Origin of the sequence: Enterobacter chengduensis (assembly GCF_001984825.2) — a bacterium.
Lineage (GTDB): Bacteria > Pseudomonadota > Gammaproteobacteria > Enterobacterales > Enterobacteriaceae > Enterobacter > Enterobacter chengduensis.
Genome location: NZ_CP043318.1, coordinates 2,743,306 through 2,761,164, shown reverse-complemented (window position 1 = coordinate 2,761,164; position 17,859 = coordinate 2,743,306). Strand labels below are relative to the sequence as shown.

Annotated in this window: 14 protein-coding genes and 1 pseudogene; 7 read left to right on the top strand and 8 right to left on the bottom strand. The window is 55.2% G+C overall.

Annotated elements, in window-relative coordinates; all coding sequences use genetic code 11:
* Positions 1-9: 9 nt before the first annotated feature.
* Positions 10-1,020: a LacI family DNA-binding transcriptional regulator gene (locus tag FY206_RS13440; RefSeq protein ID WP_032640903.1), complete on the bottom strand. Its 1,011-nt coding sequence runs from the start codon at positions 1,018-1,020 to the stop codon at positions 10-12.
* 155 nt (positions 1,021-1,175) lie between these two features.
* Between FY206_RS13440 and FY206_RS13435 the strand changes: the two genes are divergently transcribed.
* The 3 genes from FY206_RS13435 (at position 1,176) to tyrR (ending at position 5,276) form a co-directional block, all read left to right on the top strand.
* Positions 1,176-2,573, top strand: coding sequence for a YcjX family GTP-binding protein (locus FY206_RS13435; RefSeq protein WP_032640900.1), 1,398 nt, complete (start codon positions 1,176-1,178; stop codon positions 2,571-2,573).
* Positions 2,570-3,622 (top strand): YcjF family protein, encoded by a 1,053-nt coding sequence (locus tag FY206_RS13430; protein WP_032640898.1) that lies wholly within the window; start codon positions 2,570-2,572, stop codon positions 3,620-3,622. Before FY206_RS13435 ends, FY206_RS13430 begins: the two co-directional genes overlap by 4 nt.
* A gap of 112 nt (positions 3,623-3,734) precedes the next feature.
* A complete protein-coding gene (tyrR, locus tag FY206_RS13425) occupies positions 3,735-5,276 on the top strand; it encodes a transcriptional regulator TyrR (RefSeq protein ID WP_032640896.1) in 1,542 nt (513 codons plus the stop codon).
* Between the two features lie 37 nt (positions 5,277-5,313).
* On the opposite strand, the pseudogene FY206_RS13420 reads toward tyrR, so the two are convergent.
* Both FY206_RS13420 and tpx read right to left on the bottom strand, forming a co-directional pair.
* A pseudogene (locus tag FY206_RS13420) lies at positions 5,314-6,522 on the bottom strand (aldose 1-epimerase family protein).
* Between the two features lie 275 nt (positions 6,523-6,797).
* The gene (gene tpx / locus FY206_RS13415; RefSeq protein WP_032640892.1) at positions 6,798-7,304 is read right to left on the bottom strand and encodes a thiol peroxidase; all 507 of its coding nucleotides are present in this window, start codon (positions 7,302-7,304) and stop codon (positions 6,798-6,800) included.
* Positions 7,305-7,411: 107 nt separating this feature from the next.
* On the opposite strand from tpx, the gene ycjG reads away from it, so the two are divergent.
* Positions 7,412-8,377, top strand: coding sequence for an L-Ala-D/L-Glu epimerase (ycjG, locus tag FY206_RS13410; protein WP_032640890.1), 966 nt, complete (start codon positions 7,412-7,414; stop codon positions 8,375-8,377).
* On the opposite strand, the gene mpaA is transcribed toward ycjG, so the two are convergent.
* Positions 8,368-9,081 carry a murein tripeptide amidase MpaA gene (gene mpaA, locus FY206_RS13405; protein WP_032640888.1) on the bottom strand — a complete coding sequence of 238 codons (714 nt, stop codon included), beginning with the start codon at positions 9,079-9,081 and terminating at the stop codon, positions 8,368-8,370. The two genes, ycjG and mpaA, sit on opposite strands and share 10 nt — an antisense overlap.
* A gap of 185 nt (positions 9,082-9,266) precedes the next feature.
* Here mpaA and FY206_RS13400 point away from each other — a divergent pair, with 185 nt between their 5' ends.
* Positions 9,267-10,883, top strand: a complete 1,617-nt coding sequence (locus FY206_RS13400) for a peptide ABC transporter substrate-binding protein (protein WP_032640886.1) — start codon at positions 9,267-9,269, stop codon at positions 10,881-10,883.
* A 123-nt stretch (positions 10,884-11,006) separates the two neighbouring features.
* Positions 11,007-11,762, top strand: a complete 756-nt coding sequence (locus FY206_RS13395; RefSeq protein ID WP_032640884.1) for a hypothetical protein — start codon at positions 11,007-11,009, stop codon at positions 11,760-11,762.
* A 97-nt stretch (positions 11,763-11,859) separates the two neighbouring features.
* Here FY206_RS13395 and FY206_RS13390 read toward each other — a convergent pair whose 3' ends face one another.
* The 4 genes from FY206_RS13390 to FY206_RS13375 all read right to left on the bottom strand — a co-directional run bounded on the left by FY206_RS13390 (position 11,860) and on the right by FY206_RS13375 (position 16,172).
* On the bottom strand, positions 11,860-12,423 hold the full coding sequence (locus FY206_RS13390; protein ID WP_077064044.1) for a DJ-1/PfpI family protein: 564 nt from the start codon (positions 12,421-12,423) through the stop codon (positions 11,860-11,862).
* A gap of 81 nt (positions 12,424-12,504) precedes the next feature.
* A complete protein-coding gene (locus tag FY206_RS13385) occupies positions 12,505-12,645 on the bottom strand; it encodes an Ecr family regulatory small membrane protein (RefSeq protein ID WP_032640882.1) in 141 nt (46 codons plus the stop codon).
* Between the two features lie 72 nt (positions 12,646-12,717).
* Positions 12,718-13,950 (bottom strand): sensor domain-containing diguanylate cyclase, encoded by a 1,233-nt coding sequence (locus tag FY206_RS13380; RefSeq protein WP_032640880.1) that lies wholly within the window; start codon positions 13,948-13,950, stop codon positions 12,718-12,720.
* Positions 13,951-14,042: 92 nt separating this feature from the next.
* Entirely contained in the window at positions 14,043-16,172 is a 2,130-nt protein-coding gene (locus tag FY206_RS13375) for a putative bifunctional diguanylate cyclase/phosphodiesterase (protein ID WP_080500325.1), read from the bottom strand.
* Between the two features lie 455 nt (positions 16,173-16,627).
* Here FY206_RS13375 and FY206_RS13370 point away from each other — a divergent pair, with 455 nt between their 5' ends.
* A complete protein-coding gene (locus FY206_RS13370; RefSeq protein ID WP_032640876.1) occupies positions 16,628-17,770 on the top strand; it encodes a methyl-accepting chemotaxis protein in 1,143 nt (380 codons plus the stop codon).
* The last annotated feature ends 89 nt before the right edge of the window (positions 17,771-17,859 follow it).

Here is a 17,859-nt window from a genome sequence, read left to right as displayed (position 1 = left end):
CCCCTGGTTTTAGCGAAGGGAAGCAGCCAGCAAAAAATGGGTGTCAACAAGCACTTTTTGCGGGGCGGGATGGCCCGCAATGCGCCTGAAGAGAAGATCGCAGCTCTCTTCCCCCAGTTTTCGGGTGGGGATATCAAAGCCGCCAGGGGCGGGCGTCAGAATGAGTGAGAGCATCGGGTCGCTGTATCCGGCTATCACCACCTGCTCTGGGATCATCAGATTCAACTCATCCGCCGCGCGATAGAGGCTGAGCAACTTCATGCTGTCGGTAGCAAATACCGCATCAGGCGGCGTGGGCGAAGACAACAATTCCAGCGCCTCCGTCAGCGCACTCTCATGGGTATAGCCGCCATCCCTGACCCACTCCGGGTTAATGGCAATATGGTGCTTTTCCAGGCTGGTCTTATAGCCCGCCAGACGATCGATTGAAACATGATAATCAAGTGGCGCATGCAGGCAGGCAATTTTACGGCGGCCATTTTTAATAAAGGTTTCGGTGAGCGTGGCGCTGTCATGAAAATTATCCGTGTCGACGGAATAAATATTCTGATACTCACCTTCAACTTTGCCGATAACCACAACCGGTACGCCATACGCATCCAGCGTGGTAAAAAAGGATTCATTTGCCGGAGAGCTCAGCATAATGATCCCTTTGATCATCTTCTGTTTTATTTTACTCACGCATTTCAGCAGGTCGTCTTCGCTGCTTTTTGACGTTTGTAAAATAACATCAAATCCTTCTTCTTCCGCTTTTGCCGTAATGGCGTGAAGCACATCGGAGAAAAACGGATTACCGGCAGTGGTTTTGGTGGAGCGGGTGGAAATAACCATAATGGCATCGAAGCCTGACGTCGTCAGAGCGCGGGCCAGTTTGTTGGGCTGATAATTTAATTCGTCAATCGCCTTCAGCACTTTGTCCCGTGCTTCGGGGGAAATATTCGTTTGTTTATTCAGAACGCGGGAAACGGTTGATTTCGATACGCCCGCAACCCGTGCGATATCATAGATGGTGGGTGACATACACCTTACTCACTCCGGACTGACAGCAATGTCGTTCATCTTACTGGAGAGAAAACGGCAATAGCAATAAATAAGAATTGATAATCAACGATCTGCCCCCATCTATTGTATTCTGAAGCCATGCATTCAAGGCTTCCAGGCAACGAAGGACGGCGATGAAGCGACTTAAAAACGAAATCAATTCACTGGTGAACCGCGGCGTTGACCGTCATCTGCGTCTGGCCGTGACGGGGCTGAGCCGCAGCGGCAAGACGGCGTTTATCACGGCGATGGTAAACCAGCTCCTGAACGTGCACGCCGGGGCGCGTTTGCCGCTGCTAAGCGCGGTGCGGGAAGAGCGCCTGCTGGGCGTGAAGCGCGTCCCGCAGCGTGATTTTGGTATTCCCCGTTTTACCTATGACGAAGGGCTGGCGCAGCTCTATGGCGATCCGCCTATGTGGCCGACGCCGACGCGAGGGGTCAGTGAAATTCGTCTTGCGCTACGTTTTCGCTCCAATGAATCCCTGATGCGCCACTTCAAGGATACCTCCACGCTGTACCTGGAGATCGTCGATTACCCCGGTGAATGGCTGCTCGATTTGCCGATGCTGGCGCAGGATTACCTGAGCTGGTCCCGCCAGATGACGGGGCTGTTGCAGGGGCAGCGCGCCGGTTGGTCGGCTAAATGGCGAGAGCTGTGCGAAGGCCTGGACCCGCTTGCGCCCGCCGATGAAAACCGTCTGGCGGCCATCGCCGGAGCGTGGACGGACTATTTGCATCAGTGCAAACAGGAAGGGCTGCACTTCATCCAGCCGGGGCGTTTCGTATTGCCTGGCGATTTAGCGGGCGCGCCCGCGCTGCAGTTCTTCCCGTGGCCGGATGTGGATGGGGTGGGCGAGTCGACGCTGGCGCAGGCGGACAAACATACCAATGCCGGGATGCTGCGCGAGCGTTACCATTACTACTGTGAAAGGGTGGTCAAAGGTTTCTATAAAAACCACTTTTTGCGATTTGACCGTCAGATTGTGCTGGTGGATTGTTTGCAGCCGCTCAACAGCGGGCCGCAGGCTTTCAACGATATGCGCCTCGCGCTAACGCAGCTGATGCAAAGTTTTCACTACGGGCAGCGGACGCTGTTTCGCCGCCTGTTCTCCCCGGTGATCGACAAACTGCTCTTTGCGGCTACCAAGGCCGATCACGTCACGGTCGACCAGCATGCCAATATGGTATCGCTGCTGCAGCAACTGGTGCAGGATGCGTGGCAAAACGCCGCCTTCGAAGGGATCGGCATGGATTGCCTTGGGCTCGCGTCCGTCCAGGCGACGCAAAGCGGGCTGATTGACCTCAACGGCGAAAAAATACCGGCCTTGCGCGGCAACCGGCTCAGCGACGGTGAACCGCTCACGGTGTATCCGGGCGAAGTGCCCGCGCGGCTGCCGGGTCAGGCCTTCTGGCAGAACCAGGGCTTCCAGTTCGAAGCCTTCCGCCCGCAGGCGATGAGCGTCGATCGGCCATTACCGCACATCCGTCTGGATGCGGCGCTGGAGTTTTTGATTGGAGATAAATTGCGATGACGGAACCGTTAAAACCGCGCATAGACTTTACCGGAACGCTTGAGCAGGTGCCTCAGGAGGCGTTCAAAACGGCGCAGACGTTCAGCGGTACTCAGGCAGAAAACTTCGCCCCGGCGCTGCAGGACGATCCCGCTGTTGAGGAGGGTCCGGCAGAGGCGGCCGTGGACGCCGCGCTTCGCCCAAAACGCAGCCTGTGGCGCAGGATGGTGACCGCCGGTCTGGCGCTGTTTGGCGTAAGCGTGGTGGGACAGGGCGTGCAGTGGACGATGAATGCCTGGCAAACGCAGGACTGGGTCGCGCTGGGCGGATGTGCCGCAGGCGCGCTGATTGTGGGGGCGGGCGTCGGATCGGTTGCCACCGAGTGGCGGCGACTCTGGCGACTGCGACAGCGCGCGCACGAGCGTGATGAGGCGCGGGATCTGCTCCACAGCCACGGCACCGGCAAAGGTCGCGCGTTTTGTGAAAAGCTGGCCAGCCAGGCCGGAATCGATCAGTCGCATCCGGCGCTTCAGCGCTGGTATGCCGCCATCCATGAAACCCAGAATGACCGGGAAGTGGTAACGCTCTACTCCCATATGGTACAGCCGGTGCTGGATGCCCAGGCGCGGCGGGAAATTAGCCGCTCTGCCGCGGAATCCACCCTGATGATTGCCGTCAGCCCGCTGGCGCTGGTCGATATGGCCTTCATCGCCTGGCGTAACCTGCGCCTGATCAACCGCATCGCGAACCTTTACGGCATCGAGCTGGGCTACTACAGTCGGCTCAGACTGTTCAAGCTGGTCCTGCTCAATATCGCGTTTGCCGGGGCGAGCGAACTGGTGCGCGAAGTGGGCATGGACTGGATGTCGCAGGATCTGGCGGCGCGTCTTTCTGCCCGTGCGGCTCAGGGTATCGGTGCGGGATTATTAACCGCGCGCCTGGGGATTAAAGCGATGGAGGTCTGCCGTCCGCTGCCGTGGATTGACGGCGATAAGCCCCGTCTGGGGGATTTCCGACGTGAACTGATCGGCCAGCTCAAAGAGACGCTCAATAAAAAACCGGCGCCGTGAGGTTTTGTTCACTAATCGTGCTGGCTGTCAATATTTGTTGACAGCCATCTTCCGGATCACCGTGTTCTGACATATCATTTTACTGTTATTGGCTTAAAACGGTGAATTTCCCATGCGTCTCGAAGTCTTCTGTGAAGACCGTCTCGGTCTGACCCGCGAATTACTCGATCTTCTTGTTTTACGTAGCATTGATTTACGTGGCATTGAGATCGATCCTGTCGGGCGAATTTACCTCAATTTTGCCGAAATTGAATTTAATACCTTCAGCAGCCTGATGGCGGAAATCCGCCGTATCGCTGGCGTTACGGATGTCCGCACCATTCCCTGGATGCCCTCCGAGCGCGAGCACCTGGCGCTGAGCGCGCTGCTGGAGGCCATGCCGGAGCCGTTCCTCTCCCTGGATCTGAAAAGCAAAGTTGAGCGCGTTAACCACGCGAGCTGCCAGCTTTTCGCCCAGAGCCAGGAGAAGCTGAGCAATCATAACGCCGCGCAGCTGATCCCCGGCTTTAACTTCCAGCGCTGGCTGGACAGCAACCCGCAAAACACGCACAGCGAGCATGTGGTGATTAACGGGCAGAATTTCCTGATGGAGATCACGCCGGTCTATCTGAAAGGGGAAAATGATACCCGCGTACTGACCGGGGCGGTGATCATGCTGCGCTCGACGCTTCGCATGGGGCGTCAGCTGCAAAACCTCTCCAGTCAGGACGTGGGTGCGTTCAGCCAGATTATTGCCGTCAGCCCGAAAATGCGCCACGTGGTGGACCAGGCGCGCAAGCTCGCCAGCCTGACCGCGCCGCTGCTGATTACCGGGGATACCGGCACCGGCAAAGACCTGCTGGCGCACGCCGTGCATCTGGCGAGTCCGCGCGCGGCAAAACCGTATCTGGCACTCAACTGCGCCTCTATTCCGGAAGATGCCGTTGAAAGCGAGCTGTTTGGCCACGCGCCGGAAGGCAAGAAAGGGTTCTTCGAGCAGGCCAACGGCGGCTCCGTGCTGCTGGACGAGATCGGCGAAATGTCGCCGCGTATGCAGGCTAAGCTGCTGCGCTTCCTGAACGACGGCACGTTCCGCCGCGTCGGTGAAGATCACGAAGTGCATGTGGACGTGCGCGTCATTTGCGCCACCCAGAAAAACCTGGTGGAACTGGTGCAAAAGGGGATCTTCCGCGAAGATCTCTATTATCGCCTCAACGTCCTGACGCTGAACATTCCGCCGCTGCGCGATTGTCCGCAGGACATCATGCCGCTGACGGAGCTGTTCGTCGCCCGCTTCGCCGACGAGCAGGGGGTGCCGCGTCCGAAGCTCTCTGCCGATCTCGGCACGGTGCTGATGCGCTACGGCTGGCCGGGCAACATTCGTCAGCTCAAAAACGCCGTTTATCGTGCGCTGACCCAGCTTGAAGGCTATGAACTGCGCCCGCAGGATATCCTGTTGCCGGATTACGACGCCGGTACGGTATCGGTAGGTGAAGAGGCGATGGAAGGGTCGCTGGACGATATTACCAGCCGTTTCGAGCGTTCAGTGCTGACCCAGCTTTACCGCAGCTACCCCAGCACCCGTAAACTGGCAAAACGCCTTGGCGTCTCGCACACCGCGATCGCGAATAAGCTGCGCGAGTACGGTTTGAATCATAAGAAAGGCGACGAATAACAAAAAAGCCTCTGTAAAGAGGCTTTTGACCTTAGGTTTATTCCTTCGCAATCGGCGTGTTAACGATTTCTGTTTTTGTCTCGCCCTGAATTGACGCAATCCTGGTTTCGACCTCTTTCACCTGCTGCGGGCTGTGCAGCAGGGTATAGGTCAGATCAAACTGCGCGCTGGCGCCGGGCTGCAGCTGCTTAACCCGCTTCTGCTCGCGTTCAATGGTGACGGGTTAGGCGTAGCTGGTGCCTGGCTCAATGCCCGTGACATAGCCCTGCTTCAGCGTGTCGGTATTTTTCCATAAGGTCAGCACGGGCAGCTGGCGGGTATCAAACTGAATTGACGCGCCTTTATCTCCGGCTTTATTAATCACCGCCGCGAGCGTCTCGTGGTTATTGTCCGCGATCGGCTTAATGTTAAAGACCATCTCATCAAAGCCTTTTGTCGGCCCGGCGTAGGTTTGCCAGTCGTTAACGCCCGCTTTGGCGTAGTCGTTGAACGGGCTCACGCTCACCGCGGGCGCAAGGAAGCGGGCGCCTTCTTCGAGGATCGGCGTGCCGAAGTTGCTGTGATAGATGATTTGGTAATCGTGAGGATAATCCGCACGGTTGGTCAGAACATCGTGCAGGCTAAAGCGGTTGGTACCGGGGACGTAACGCAGTTCGGTCATGGTTTGCAGATCCGCTTTTTTGAACGTGCTCTCTTTGATCAGGCCCCGAACGCGGATCTCATGCGGAGCGGCATCCGCAACCTCAACTTCCACCTGCGATACCGGGGTATTGCCGGCCCGGCCGTGAAGGGTATAAATTTGCCCGTCCGCGGTGACCGGGTGTCCCGTCCACTCATAGCCACAGCGCACCATCATCTCGTTGAAACCATCCAGCCAGCCGAGACCGTTGCGGCTTTCAAGATTGATATAGGCCGGGTTAACGACCTCTTTAACCGGAGAATCCCAGCCCAGCCGGGTGCCAAACCCTTCAACGTGCAGAAGGTTCATGCCGCGGGTTGGGCTTAAGGTAATGGTCAGGCCGTCTTTGCTGCTAATTATGATGACTTTGCTGCCCTCCTGCTTACCGCCGTGCAGGACCTTTTGCTCAATGCTGAACGTTTTATCCTTAACGTTCAGCTCATCGCTGGAAATCTTCCAGTTTCCTTTCTCTACGCTGCTTTCAGCGCTCGTCAGCACCCAGGTTTGAGCCGCTGCATGGCCAGAAATCAGGACGGCGAGGAGCGTATAAGCGAATTTGATTTTCATATTTTATCCTTTTTGCTGAAACGATTATTTTCTTTCGTAAGCAAATCTAATGTTTAGAGAAAAAGGGAAATGTGATGGGCTTCACTGAGGGCAAAAATAGCGGATTTTAGCGATTGGAATGCGCTGTTAGTCACGATTATGTTACAGACTGTCGACATCATTGCATAATTAGTGTGATTTATGTTTGTTTTTGCCTTAACGATTCAGCTTTTACGCAATAAAAAACCCCGCCGCAGCGAGGTTGAGAATAAGTTGTATAGAATGCTAAGGACTAATTATGCTTTCAGCACGTCCAGCGCGGCAGCGTAGTCCGGCTCGGTGGTGATTTCGTTAACCAGTTCGCTGAACAGAACGGTGTCGTTTTCATCAAGAACCAGTACAGCACGTGCCGCCAGACCCTTCAGCGGACCTTCCGCGATGCTGACGCCGTATTTCTCAAGGAAATCAGCGCTGCGCAGGGTAGAGAGGGTGATCACGTTGCTCAGGCCTTCGGCACCGCAGAAGCGGGACTGGGCAAACGGCAGGTCAGCGGAAATGCACAGCACAACGGTGTTGTCCATTTCAGTCGCCAGCTGGTTGAATTTACGCACGGATGCGGCACACACGCCGGTATCAATGCTTGGGAAAATGTTCAGCACTTTGCGTTTACCCGCAAACTGAGCCAGTGTGACGTCAGACAGATCTTTAGCCACCAGGGTAAAAGCCTGCGCTTTGCTGCCAGCCTGAGGAATGGAACCTGCTACAGCAACCGGGTTGCCCTGGAAATGAACGAGTTGTGACATAGATATCTTCCTGTTTACATATAGTTAACGTCGGGGCTAGTGTATGCCATCAGCGGATAACACGGCAAACCAAATTTTTCGCCTTTCTGGGCCGCAAGGAGTCAGTGATGAGAAGCGTTAAGGTCTATGAAGAAGCCTGGCCATTGCACACCCCGTTTGTGATCTCCCGCGGCAGCCGAAGTGAAGCCAGCGTGGTCGTGGTTGAAATCGAAGAAGAGGGGGTGAAAGGCGTCGGGGAATGCACGCCGTACCCGCGTTATGGGGAAAGCCTTGCCTCGGTGATGGCGCAGATCATGACCCTGGTGCCTGACCTGCAAAAAGGGCTCACGCGGGAGGCGCTACAGCAGCGTTTGCCCGCCGGCGCGGCGCGCAACGCCATCGACTGCGCGCTCTGGAGTCTTGAGGCCGCGAAGCAGCAGCAATCCCTGCCGTCCCTGCTGGGCGTGGTGCTGCCGTCATCCGTCGTGACGGCGCAAACGGTCGTGATTGGCGAGCCGGAGCAGATGGCCGCCAGCGCAAAAGCGCTCTACGACGCCGGGGCGACGGTGCTAAAAGTGAAGCTCGACGATCGCCTGATCAGCGAGCGGATGGTCGCTATTCGCTCGGCGGTGCCCGCTGCCACGCTGATTGTCGACGCCAACGAGTCGTGGCATCCCGAAGGGCTGGCCGCGCGATGCCAGCTGCTGGCCGATCTGGGCGTGGCGATGCTGGAACAGCCTCTGCCAGCCAGGGACGATGCGGCGCTGAAGAATTTTATCCATCCGTTGCCCGTCTGCGCGGACGAGAGCTGCCACACCCGCGAGAATTTAAGCGAGCTTAAGGGCCGCTATGACATGGTCAACATCAAGCTCGACAAGACCGGCGGGCTGACTGAAGCGCTGGCCCTGGCGGCGGAAGCGCAGGCGCAGGGTTTTGCGCTGATGCTGGGCTGCATGCTCTGCACATCCCGGGCAATTGGCGCGGCGCTGCCGCTGGTCAATCAGGTCCGCTTCGCGGATCTGGATGGTCCGACCTGGCTGGCGGTTGACGTTTCACCTGCGCTGAATTTTACCAGCGGCGTGCTTCATCTCTGAGGCTGCCAGCGCAGAAGCTCCACCATCGCTTTTAGGTATTTTTCGCTGGCCTCGTCGGAGGAAATCGGCGGGAATTCAGCGGTGATGCACGGCAGGCTTAAATCGGCACACCAGCTCCCGAACGAGCCTGGCGTTTCATAACCCACGCTGGTGACGAGCGGCAGGGCGAAAGCCTGGGCCAGCCACGCGCCAAGGTCGGAGTGACGCGGATCTTCAATACAGGCCAGCGGATCGTGGAAGGAGACAACCCATGCGGGGTGGATCTTATGGATAAGATGGCAAAGCGCCTGCGTTTCTGGCTCCGAGCCGGGCTTGTCTCCCGTCAGCAGCACCACGTCCCGCTCTTCGGCGGAGCTGTTCCAGCGATACACCGTTTCTCCGGCGCGCCAGTTTGCCGCCGGGAAATTACGGTTCAGGTCGACTCCCCGCGCATTCGCGCGTAACCCAAGCTGACAGCCATCCGGATTGACGGCAAGAATAACGTGATGACGCCGCAGCGAAGGCGTAAGCGTCCGCAGCGCGCACGAGAGCGTGACGACAGACGAGTTTTCATCTCCGTGGGTCCCGGCAATAATCAGACCGCTGTCGCGATCGGCATCGGGCGCCGGGAACCAGATTAGCGATGCGCCTAAAAATGAGCGGCCATATTGCTCAGCGCCCGGCGGAAAGGCGCCGCGTTCCGCGCGGGGTCGGGTGGTTGCCATACGAAATCCTGATTAAGAAGTCTCTACTGGCAGTGTTGTGCAAAACCCGCGCTTAATCAAATAGTTTCCGTTGTGGCTCAGAATTGCCTCAAATCACTATTCCTGACGAAGGTATTTGCATTTCTCTGTGTCGAAACAAATAATTACGCATCTGCTTGTTACCTGAATTCATTAAAGGGGATCTTATGAAGCATCCTGTTTCGCGTCTCTGCGCTGCGCTGTACCTGTGCGGACTTTCTACACTCTCGTACGCTGCTGACGTGCCCCAGGGCACGGTACTGGCGCAAAAACAGGAGCTGGTCAGGCATATTAAAGATGAACCGGCTTCGCTCGATCCGGCAAAAGCGGTGGGTTTACCCGAGATTCAGGTGATACGCGATCTCTTTGAAGGGCTGGTGAATCAGAACGAGAAGGGGGAACTGACCCCGGGCGTGGCGACGCGCTGGCAGAGCAACGATAACCGTATCTGGACGTTCACCCTGCGTGACAACGCGAAATGGTCTGACGGTACGCCCGTTACCGCGCAGGATTTTGTCTACAGCTGGCAGCGTCTGGTCGACCCGAAAACCACCTCTCCGTTCGCCTGGTTTGCTGCGCTGGCGGGCATCAGCAACGCGCAGGCCATTATCGATGGCAAAGCGGCGCCTGACACGCTGGGCGTGACGGCGGTGGATGCCAGAACGTTACGCGTTCAGCTGGACAAACCACTACCGTGGTTCAGCAACCTGACGGCAAACTTTGCCTTCTATCCGGTGCAAAAAGCGAACGTTGAAAGCGGGAAGGAGTGGACGCGTCCGGGAGCCCTGGTCGGTAATGGCGCCTACGTCCTGAACGATCGCGTGGTGAATGAAAAACTGGTCGTCGTGCCCAATACCCACTACTGGGACAATGCGAAAACTGTCCTGCAAAAGGTGACCTTTATTCCGATTAACCAGGAATCGTCCGCCACCAAACGCTATCTGGCAGGGGATATTGATATTACCGAATCATTCCCGAAAAACATGTATCAGAAGCTGCTGAAGGACATTCCGGGGCAGGTTTATACGCCGCCTCAGCTCGGGACCTATTACTACGCGTTTAACACGCAAAAGGGACCGACGGCCGACTCCCGCGTGCGTCTGGCGCTGAGTATGACGATCGATCGCCGCATTATGGCGGAAAAGGTATTAGGAACCGGCGAGAAACCGGCCTGGCATTTCACCCCCGACGTGACGGCGGGCTTCACGCCTGAACCTTCACCATTCGAGCAGATGTCCCAGCAGGAGCTAAACGCTCAGGCGAAAACCTTGCTTCAGGCGGCAGGCTACGGCCCTCAGCGCCCGCTGAAGCTGACCCTGCTGTACAACACGTCGGAAAATCACCAGAAAATCGCCATTGCGGTGGCGTCCATGTGGAAGAAAAATCTCGGTGTGGATGTCAAACTGCAAAACCAGGAGTGGAAAACCTATATCGACAGCCGCAATACCGGTAATTTCGACGTGATCCGCGCGTCCTGGGTCGGCGATTACAACGAGCCATCGACGTTCCTGTCCCTGCTGACCTCCACGCACAGCGGCAATATCTCGCGTTTCAATGACCCGGCTTACGATAAGATTATTCACCAGGCGACGCTGGAAACCACGGCAAAAGCGCGAAATACGGACTACAATATGGCGGAGAAAATCCTCATGGAGAAAGCGCCCATTGCGCCTATTTACCAGTACACCAACGGTCGCCTGATTAAGCCCTGGGTGAAAGGTTATCCGATTAATAACCCGGAAGACGTGGCGTATAGCCGGACGATCTATATTGAGAAGCACTGACGAGCCCGTTTTCTACGGCAACTGTCGTTAATAAGAGTAAGATTGACAACTGGCGCATATGGCGCCAGTTGTTTTTTTATTTGCCGAAAATGTCTTATTTACAAGTAATCGTATGGATAAATTATGACGGATGAAAAGAAAGACAAACCCTCATTTCCTGCAGGCTTAGGCATTATGGATAAAATCTGGGAATGGCAATGGATTATACGCTTCATCTATATTGTCCTTTTCGCCGATCTGGCACTGCTGGCTTACACCGGACAGGGGATCTTGACCTGGCCAGTACAGGTCAGTAACTGGACCGAACATCTTGGTTTCTTCTGCGTCGCGCTGGCGGCGCTGGGATTGATAGCCACAACCCTCATGCCCGCTGCCGCGAATATCGTAAGGCTATTGCTAAATGAGATCATATACAGCAGTATCTTCCCGGACATTCTTCGCCCTCAGAGCGATTACCAACGACATCCCGGAACGGTACCGTCAAGCGAAGTACTTGATTTAGCGCTGGAAGAGAATAATCAGTTTTTACTCAGTTACTATGAAAAACATGATATCGCCTGGCGCAATAAATTCAGTGAAAGGTTTAAAATTGGCGATTTACTCTTCGGCATCCTTTTTTTCATGACCCTTGATTACCATCCGTACTGGTTCAGTCACGCTCAACATTCCTTAGCCTGCGATCTTTTCAACCTGGGCGGCGATGAGGGTTTTGTTATATTTTATATCGTCCTCCTCATCGTATTTAGCGCCCTGATAAACATCTGGTTCGGTAAGTGGGACTGGGGGCACATTTATTATCCGCCGCTGTATCGTAAAAAAGAGAACGCGCGAAGAAAGCAGCGAGAGATGGATGAGCAATGGCATGGGCAGGATAAATGAAAATTTTCCGCTAACCGGGCTTCATGCCCGGCTTTTGTCGGGGATGTCGTCTGTGATAACGCTCCCGCCCAGGCCGATCTCGCGGGAGCAGATAAATCTATTCTAATAAGGCATTAAACTTCGCCAGCCACTGCGGATGCGCGGGCCACGCGGGAGCCGTTACCAGGTTCCCGTCTACGTGGGCTTGATCGATGCCGATTGTGGCGTAGTGTCCCCCCGCGAGGCGAACCTCAGGCGCACACGCCGGGTAGGCGCTACAGGTTCGCCCCTTCAGGATCCCTGCGGCAGCAAGCAGCTGTGGGCCGTGACACACTGCGGCAATCGGTTTACGCGCGGCGTCAAATGCCTGCACCAGCTTTAAAACGTCCTCATTTAGCCGGAGATATTCGGGGGCTCTTCCACCGGGGATAAGCAGCGCGTTGTAATCCTGCTCCTTTACGGTAGAAAAATCAGCGTTGAGGATAAACCGGTGACCGGGTTTTTCGCTATAGGTCTGGGCGCCGTCAAAGTCATGGATTGCCGTCATGATGTAGTCGCCCTTCGCTTTGTCGGGGCAGACGGCATCTACCTGATGACCAATCATCTGCAACGCCTGAAAAGGCACCATGGTTTCGTAATCTTCGGCGTAGTCGCCTACCAGCATCAGGATCTTCTTGCTCATCATTTCTCTCCTCAATGACAAAAGATGATTAAGGTATAGCCTGGCGTGGCTGAAATGCCGGAAATAAAAAGCCTGTATGCGTTACGGCGCGTCGAAGGTCGGGTAAAGGCTATTTTCGAGAAACTCGACGAGGTACCAGACCTCACCGCTAAAAATAAACCAAAGGCCAAATATAATAAGGAGTAAAATAATTAAGGTGAGTATTATTTCTGTTTTTCCCATTAAAGCTTAACCCACCTGCGCTAATTCATTCGAGGTGGGCATTGTAGCGGGGCTTTCCGGGATACTCCAGTTTCATGCAGCAAGGACTTTATTACGGCCATCATTCTTTGCGCGATACAGCGCATCGTCCACGCGCTTAAACAGCTCATCAATACTCTCACCCTGATTATGCCGCGCCACGCCAATGCTGACGGTAAACCGCGGTAAGCCTGGAATCGTAATGTGGGCAACCGCTGCACGGATCGACTCGGCAATCTGCAGCGCGGTATCGAGAGAGGTGTGGGGCAGCAGGATGACGAACTCTTCGCCCCCCCAGCGGAACACCATGTCGTTCTCCCGGCTGCAGGCCTCAAGCATTCGCGAGAGGGCGATAAGGACCTCATCACCTTTCAGATGACCGAACAGATCGTTGATGTTTTTGAAATGATCGGTATCCACCAGCAGCAGGCTAAACTGCTGCTGCGCGGGAAGATAATTGAGGTTGCTTTGATCGGTAATCGCGTAGAACTGCCGCCGGTTGAGAAGCCCGGTCATGGAGTCACGTAACGCCGCATGTTCCAGCTCCTGCTCCAGCCTTTTTTGCTCGGTGATGTCGTGAATGATGCACAGCATGAGCTTGTCACCATAGATCTCAATGGGCCCGGCATAGGTCTGAACGTGACGGGTGGAGCCATCGGCAAGGCGGTGAATAAAATTGAGCGGCTTATGCCCGCCGGGCAGTGCGGCAATCGCCGTCATGATGGGCATCACGGCCCGCCCCAGGGTATTGATTTCCCAGGTATGTTTACTGCACATGTCATCATGTGAATACCCATAGAAATGGAGCGCGGCCAGATTCGCATCGACGATTTGGCCGTCGCGTGCGGGATCGATTAACAGCATCGGGGCGCTGTTGGTCAGAAAAAAGCGCGCATAAAAACCCTGTTTTTTCCGCCGGTAGGTGGCGGAACGGCTGGCCTTCAAGCCTGAGAGTAGTTGTGGAGCGATGCCTTCGAAAACAATAACATCCCCCCAGGGCGCGTGCTGGGCAAGCGAGAGTCGACAGCTTAAGGGCGTATCCTGCCCATCCCGGCTCATTGTCCAGATTTCGACGATCTCCTGCTCTGTTTTCAGTTCAGGTACATACATCGACAGGAGGGTTTGCGCGCTGGCAGAGTAGATCCCCTTGCGCAGGTCATCGAGCGTTTTATCCCCCATCACCTGCCTTGCGGCCACATTCGCAAAAACGATCTGTTCCGACACGGGTGAAATAAGCCACACGGGTGTTTTAATTACATTTAATGCATCAAAACAAGGTTGCGACATAGGCGTTTCCTGTTCATCGGCAACATGTGCCTGACAATCATGACAGAATTGACTCGCGTGTACTCCTTTGAAACATACTCCAGTTAACCCCGTCAGGCATGATTTTTTTGTGAAATAAATGCGGGGTCCGTTTGAATTTTATTAATGGGTATAATCATCTTGTCTGAGTTTATCTGCAGCAGCAGCCACGGCACCTGTTCAGCAGGTAAGGGGCGGGAAAAAAGGTAACCCTGGAGATAATCGCAGCCGAGACGGGTGAGAACCGCCTCCTGTTCTTTCGTTTCGATCCCTTCAGCCACCACGTTCATCTCCATGGTCCGGGCGATACTGATAATGGTTTCAACCAGCTTGTGGCTCTTTTCATTTTCCAGCATTGAGGTGACAAAGCTACGGTCGATCTTAAGCTCTTTAGCAGGCAGCACGCTCAGCATCAGCAGGTTGGAGTAGCCGGTACCAAAATCATCAATTGAGACGGTGATCCCCGCGTGATTAAACGCGTTGAGCAACTCAATGCTGCGGTCGAGATTTTTAAGCGCGGTGCTATCGGTTACCTCAAGAATCAGCCTTGAGGGAGACAGGTTATATTTCTCCAGCATCGACGATACGATATGAAAAATGTCGGGCTGCTCGAACTGGACGGGGGAGAGGTTGAGCGACAGCGTCCACTGGCTGAAGCCTTGTTCCGTCCAGAAATGCAGCTGCCGGCATGCCGCTTCAATGGCCCAGTTGCCTACCTGAATAATCAAGCCCGTTTGTTCCAGCGAGGGGATAAAAAGATGAGGCAGCACGACGCCTTGCTCAGGATGACGCCAGCGTAACAGGGCTTCAAAACCGTGGATGGTTTTCTCTTGCGCATACCAGGTTGGCTGGTACCACAGCTCAAACTGATCGCGTTCCAGCGCCTGAGAAAGCTCCTGCAGAAAACCGGGTTTCGCCGGGATAGCCGTGGACATCTCGGCCCGATAAATCGTCCAGGCGTTTCGGCCCTCTTCTTTGACGTGGTGCAAGGCTGCATCCGCCTTGAGCTTCAGCTCGTGCAGCGTTTCACCATCCCGGGGATAGAGGCTGACGCCCGCACTGATTGTCGTGCTTAGCGCATGCCCGCAGATCGAAAGCGGGCGTCGAACATCTTCCAGCAACGCGGTGAGCAGGGCGTTGAGCTTATCGTCATCACATTCAGGCACCAGCAGGATAAAGGCGTCTCCTCCCAGCCTTGCCAGCGTCATTTCGTGCGTGAGCCGGGCGGTGATGCGCTGCGCAACGGCGATCAAAAACTCATCCCCGACGCTGTGGCCCCACGTATCGTTAATGCGCTTGAAGTGATCGACGTTCAGAAAAATCACGGCAAATGGCCTGTTGCTCAGCAACGCGCTGCGCAGACAATCCTGCATGCGGAGATCCATCTGGTGGCGGTTGGCGAGCCCGGTGAGCGCATCAAAGCGCGCCTGTAGCTCAAGCTGGCGGTTGAGCTGCTGAAGGTTATCCGTCAGCCGGCTGGTGCGCCGGTGGGAATCGATAAGCGAAATGATTAACATCATGCCGAGCAGGCAGAGCGTGGTGACCGAAACCCAGATGGATAAGCCCAGCTCGCTAATTCCCCCGGGCAGGGTATGCGCCATATCCTGAAACCGCGCGGCGCTCATGCCGGTATAGTGCATCGCACAAATCGCGGCGCCCATGACGATGGCCGCAAGAATGCGTTCGATAAAGACGCCTTTGTGTTTATCCCGCAAACGGAAAGCCAGCCACAGCGCCGTGCCGGAGGCAACAACGGCAATCACTACGGACAGTCCTACTATACGACGATCCCAGATGATGCCGCCGTCCAGCATCAGGGCAGCCATACCAGTGTAGTGCATCGACACCACGCCAGCGCTCAGGATCGCCGTGGCCAGGATTAATCGTACGGGAGAGCGTTTTTTGCCCGTGACGGCAATATTAAGGGCCGTGGTGGAAGCCACCACCGCGACGCCCAGTGATGTGAGGGTTAGCCAGAGGTCGTAACTCATCATCATGGGCATTTGCATCGACAGCATGCCGATAAAGTGCATTGACCAGGTGCCAATGCCCAGCGTGACCCCTCCGGCAATCCGCCAGAAGAGGGCAGCTTTTCTGCTGGAAAGAGGGATCTTTCCGGCGCTGTCCAGTGCCACAAAGGAGGCGATAAACGCCACCAGATAAGAGATAGCGATTAACACAGGGTCCCACGATATATTGAGCATTATGCAATCCCACGCCTGAGAGGGTTACCGATTTCGCCTGCCGGGTACATCTTTATCGGGCAACGAACATGCGCATTCAAACTATATTAGTTATTTATCGTGAAAAATGACCAGTCATATTAATACTCAAAACTTAATAAGAATATAAAATATATTCTCTTGTTAATTTATTAAGCGTTGCTAAACAAAAGAGAATAATAGTAGCAAAGCTCCTTAAACAGGAGGACGAACGCATCGTCTCACCGCGGGCGATACTATCGCTTACCACGGCTGGAGACCAGTATCACAGCACGCTGAGCAGAACATTTTCACTAATACGCTTTTTTTATCTGACTTAAGGTAAATCTCAGGATGCTAACGGCGAAACAAAAAACAAGCGCCGTTTGCGATGAAAAACTTCGGGGCCAATGCTATAAGTCTTAGTGCCGACCAAAATATAAAACGTGGGTATTATCATGCTAAAAAATATGAGCATCAGGACCTCTATTATTGGGTTCCTCGTATCGCTATTTTTAGTTAATGCAGGTGTCGTTGTTTTATTTTCCAGCAATCCGTCTCTCGTTATTTCGCTTAATGCCATCAACTTCGTTGCGCTATTTTTGCTCTGGGTCTATATGACGAAGTATCTTGTCACGCCGATCAATACGGTGAAGAAAAGTATTGAAGAGGTGACGGCAGGGAACCTGGGCGTCTCTATCCCCGAATTTGGCAATAACTGTGCGGGCCGGCTTATCCCCGGGATCAACAGTCTTTCCGGCAACATTGCGACGCTGGTGCGCGAGATCAGGGCGTCATCGCAGACCGCCATGACCTTGTCGGATCAACTCTCGGCGCGAAGCGCTCAGCTCTCGGTGAAAACCGAGCAGCAGTCTGCGTCTTTAGTGCAAACTGCAGCCAGCATGGAGCAGATGGCCGCGAGCACCAAAAACAATGCTGATAACACCCGCCTGGCGAGCGAGCAGGCAAACGTGGCAACGTTACAGGCGCGCAAGGGCGGCGAGCTCATGGGGCAGGTCGCCAGCAATATGCAGTCCATTACCGAATGCGCCCAGCAGATGACGGAGATCATTTCGCTGATTGACGGCATTGCGTTCCAGACGAATATCCTGGCGCTCAACGCGGCCGTTGAGGCGGCACGGGCGGGCGATCATGGAAAGGGGTTTTCCGTCGTTGCGGAAGAGGTCAGAAACCTGGCGCACCGCAGCGCTGAGGCCGCGAAAAATATCAAAACGCTGATTGACGTTACCAGCAGTAACGTCACGCAGGGAGCCAGCGTGGTGTCGCAGGCAGAGAAAAATATGCACGAAATCGTGACCGGTTCGGTGAACGTCAGCCGGTTGATGGACGACATTTCCGCCTCGACGTCCGAGCAGGAGAAGGGCATTTCCCAGATCACGCTGGCGCTTTCGGAGCTGGAACGGGTCACGCAAAGTAACGTGGCGATGGCGGAAGAACTCAACGGCTCCTCTGATGTACTGCGCAATCAGGTAATTGAGCTGCAGGCAAGGACGCGTAATTTCAGGCTCGATACAGGTTCTCCTTCTTCTTCTTCAACCGGCTCGCCATCCTTCCTTCAGCGGCCAGAGCACTCTCTCTGATACAACCGCAATTTCATGCCGGGCGGCGCTGCGCTGGCCCGGCCTTCTAACATCCGTAGGCCCGTGCAAGCGCAGCACCGCCGGGCGAA

Bases quoted from the DNA above. Each gene is read 5' to 3' on its own strand.
- FY206_RS13440 (WP_032640903.1), bottom strand. From the start codon at position 1,020: ATGTCACCCACCATCTATGATATCGCACGGGTTGCGGGCGTATCGAAA.
- FY206_RS13435 (WP_032640900.1), top strand. From the start codon at position 1,176: ATGAAGCGACTTAAAAACGAAATCAATTCACTGGTGAACCGCGGCGTT.
- FY206_RS13430 (WP_032640898.1), top strand. From the start codon at position 2,570: ATGACGGAACCGTTAAAACCGCGCATAGACTTTACCGGAACGCTTGAG.
- tyrR (WP_032640896.1), top strand. From the start codon at position 3,735: ATGCGTCTCGAAGTCTTCTGTGAAGACCGTCTCGGTCTGACCCGCGAA.
- tpx (WP_032640892.1), bottom strand. From the start codon at position 7,304: ATGTCACAACTCGTTCATTTCCAGGGCAACCCGGTTGCTGTAGCAGGT.
- ycjG (WP_032640890.1), top strand. From the start codon at position 7,412: ATGAGAAGCGTTAAGGTCTATGAAGAAGCCTGGCCATTGCACACCCCG.
- mpaA (WP_032640888.1), bottom strand. From the start codon at position 9,081: ATGGCAACCACCCGACCCCGCGCGGAACGCGGCGCCTTTCCGCCGGGC.
- FY206_RS13400 (WP_032640886.1), top strand. From the start codon at position 9,267: ATGAAGCATCCTGTTTCGCGTCTCTGCGCTGCGCTGTACCTGTGCGGA.
- FY206_RS13395 (WP_032640884.1), top strand. From the start codon at position 11,007: ATGACGGATGAAAAGAAAGACAAACCCTCATTTCCTGCAGGCTTAGGC.
- FY206_RS13390 (WP_077064044.1), bottom strand. From the start codon at position 12,423: ATGAGCAAGAAGATCCTGATGCTGGTAGGCGACTACGCCGAAGATTAC.
- FY206_RS13385 (WP_032640882.1), bottom strand. From the start codon at position 12,645: ATGGGAAAAACAGAAATAATACTCACCTTAATTATTTTACTCCTTATT.
- FY206_RS13380 (WP_032640880.1), bottom strand. From the start codon at position 13,950: ATGTCGCAACCTTGTTTTGATGCATTAAATGTAATTAAAACACCCGTG.
- FY206_RS13375 (WP_080500325.1), bottom strand. From the start codon at position 16,172: ATGCTCAATATATCGTGGGACCCTGTGTTAATCGCTATCTCTTATCTG.
- FY206_RS13370 (WP_032640876.1), top strand. From the start codon at position 16,628: ATGCTAAAAAATATGAGCATCAGGACCTCTATTATTGGGTTCCTCGTA.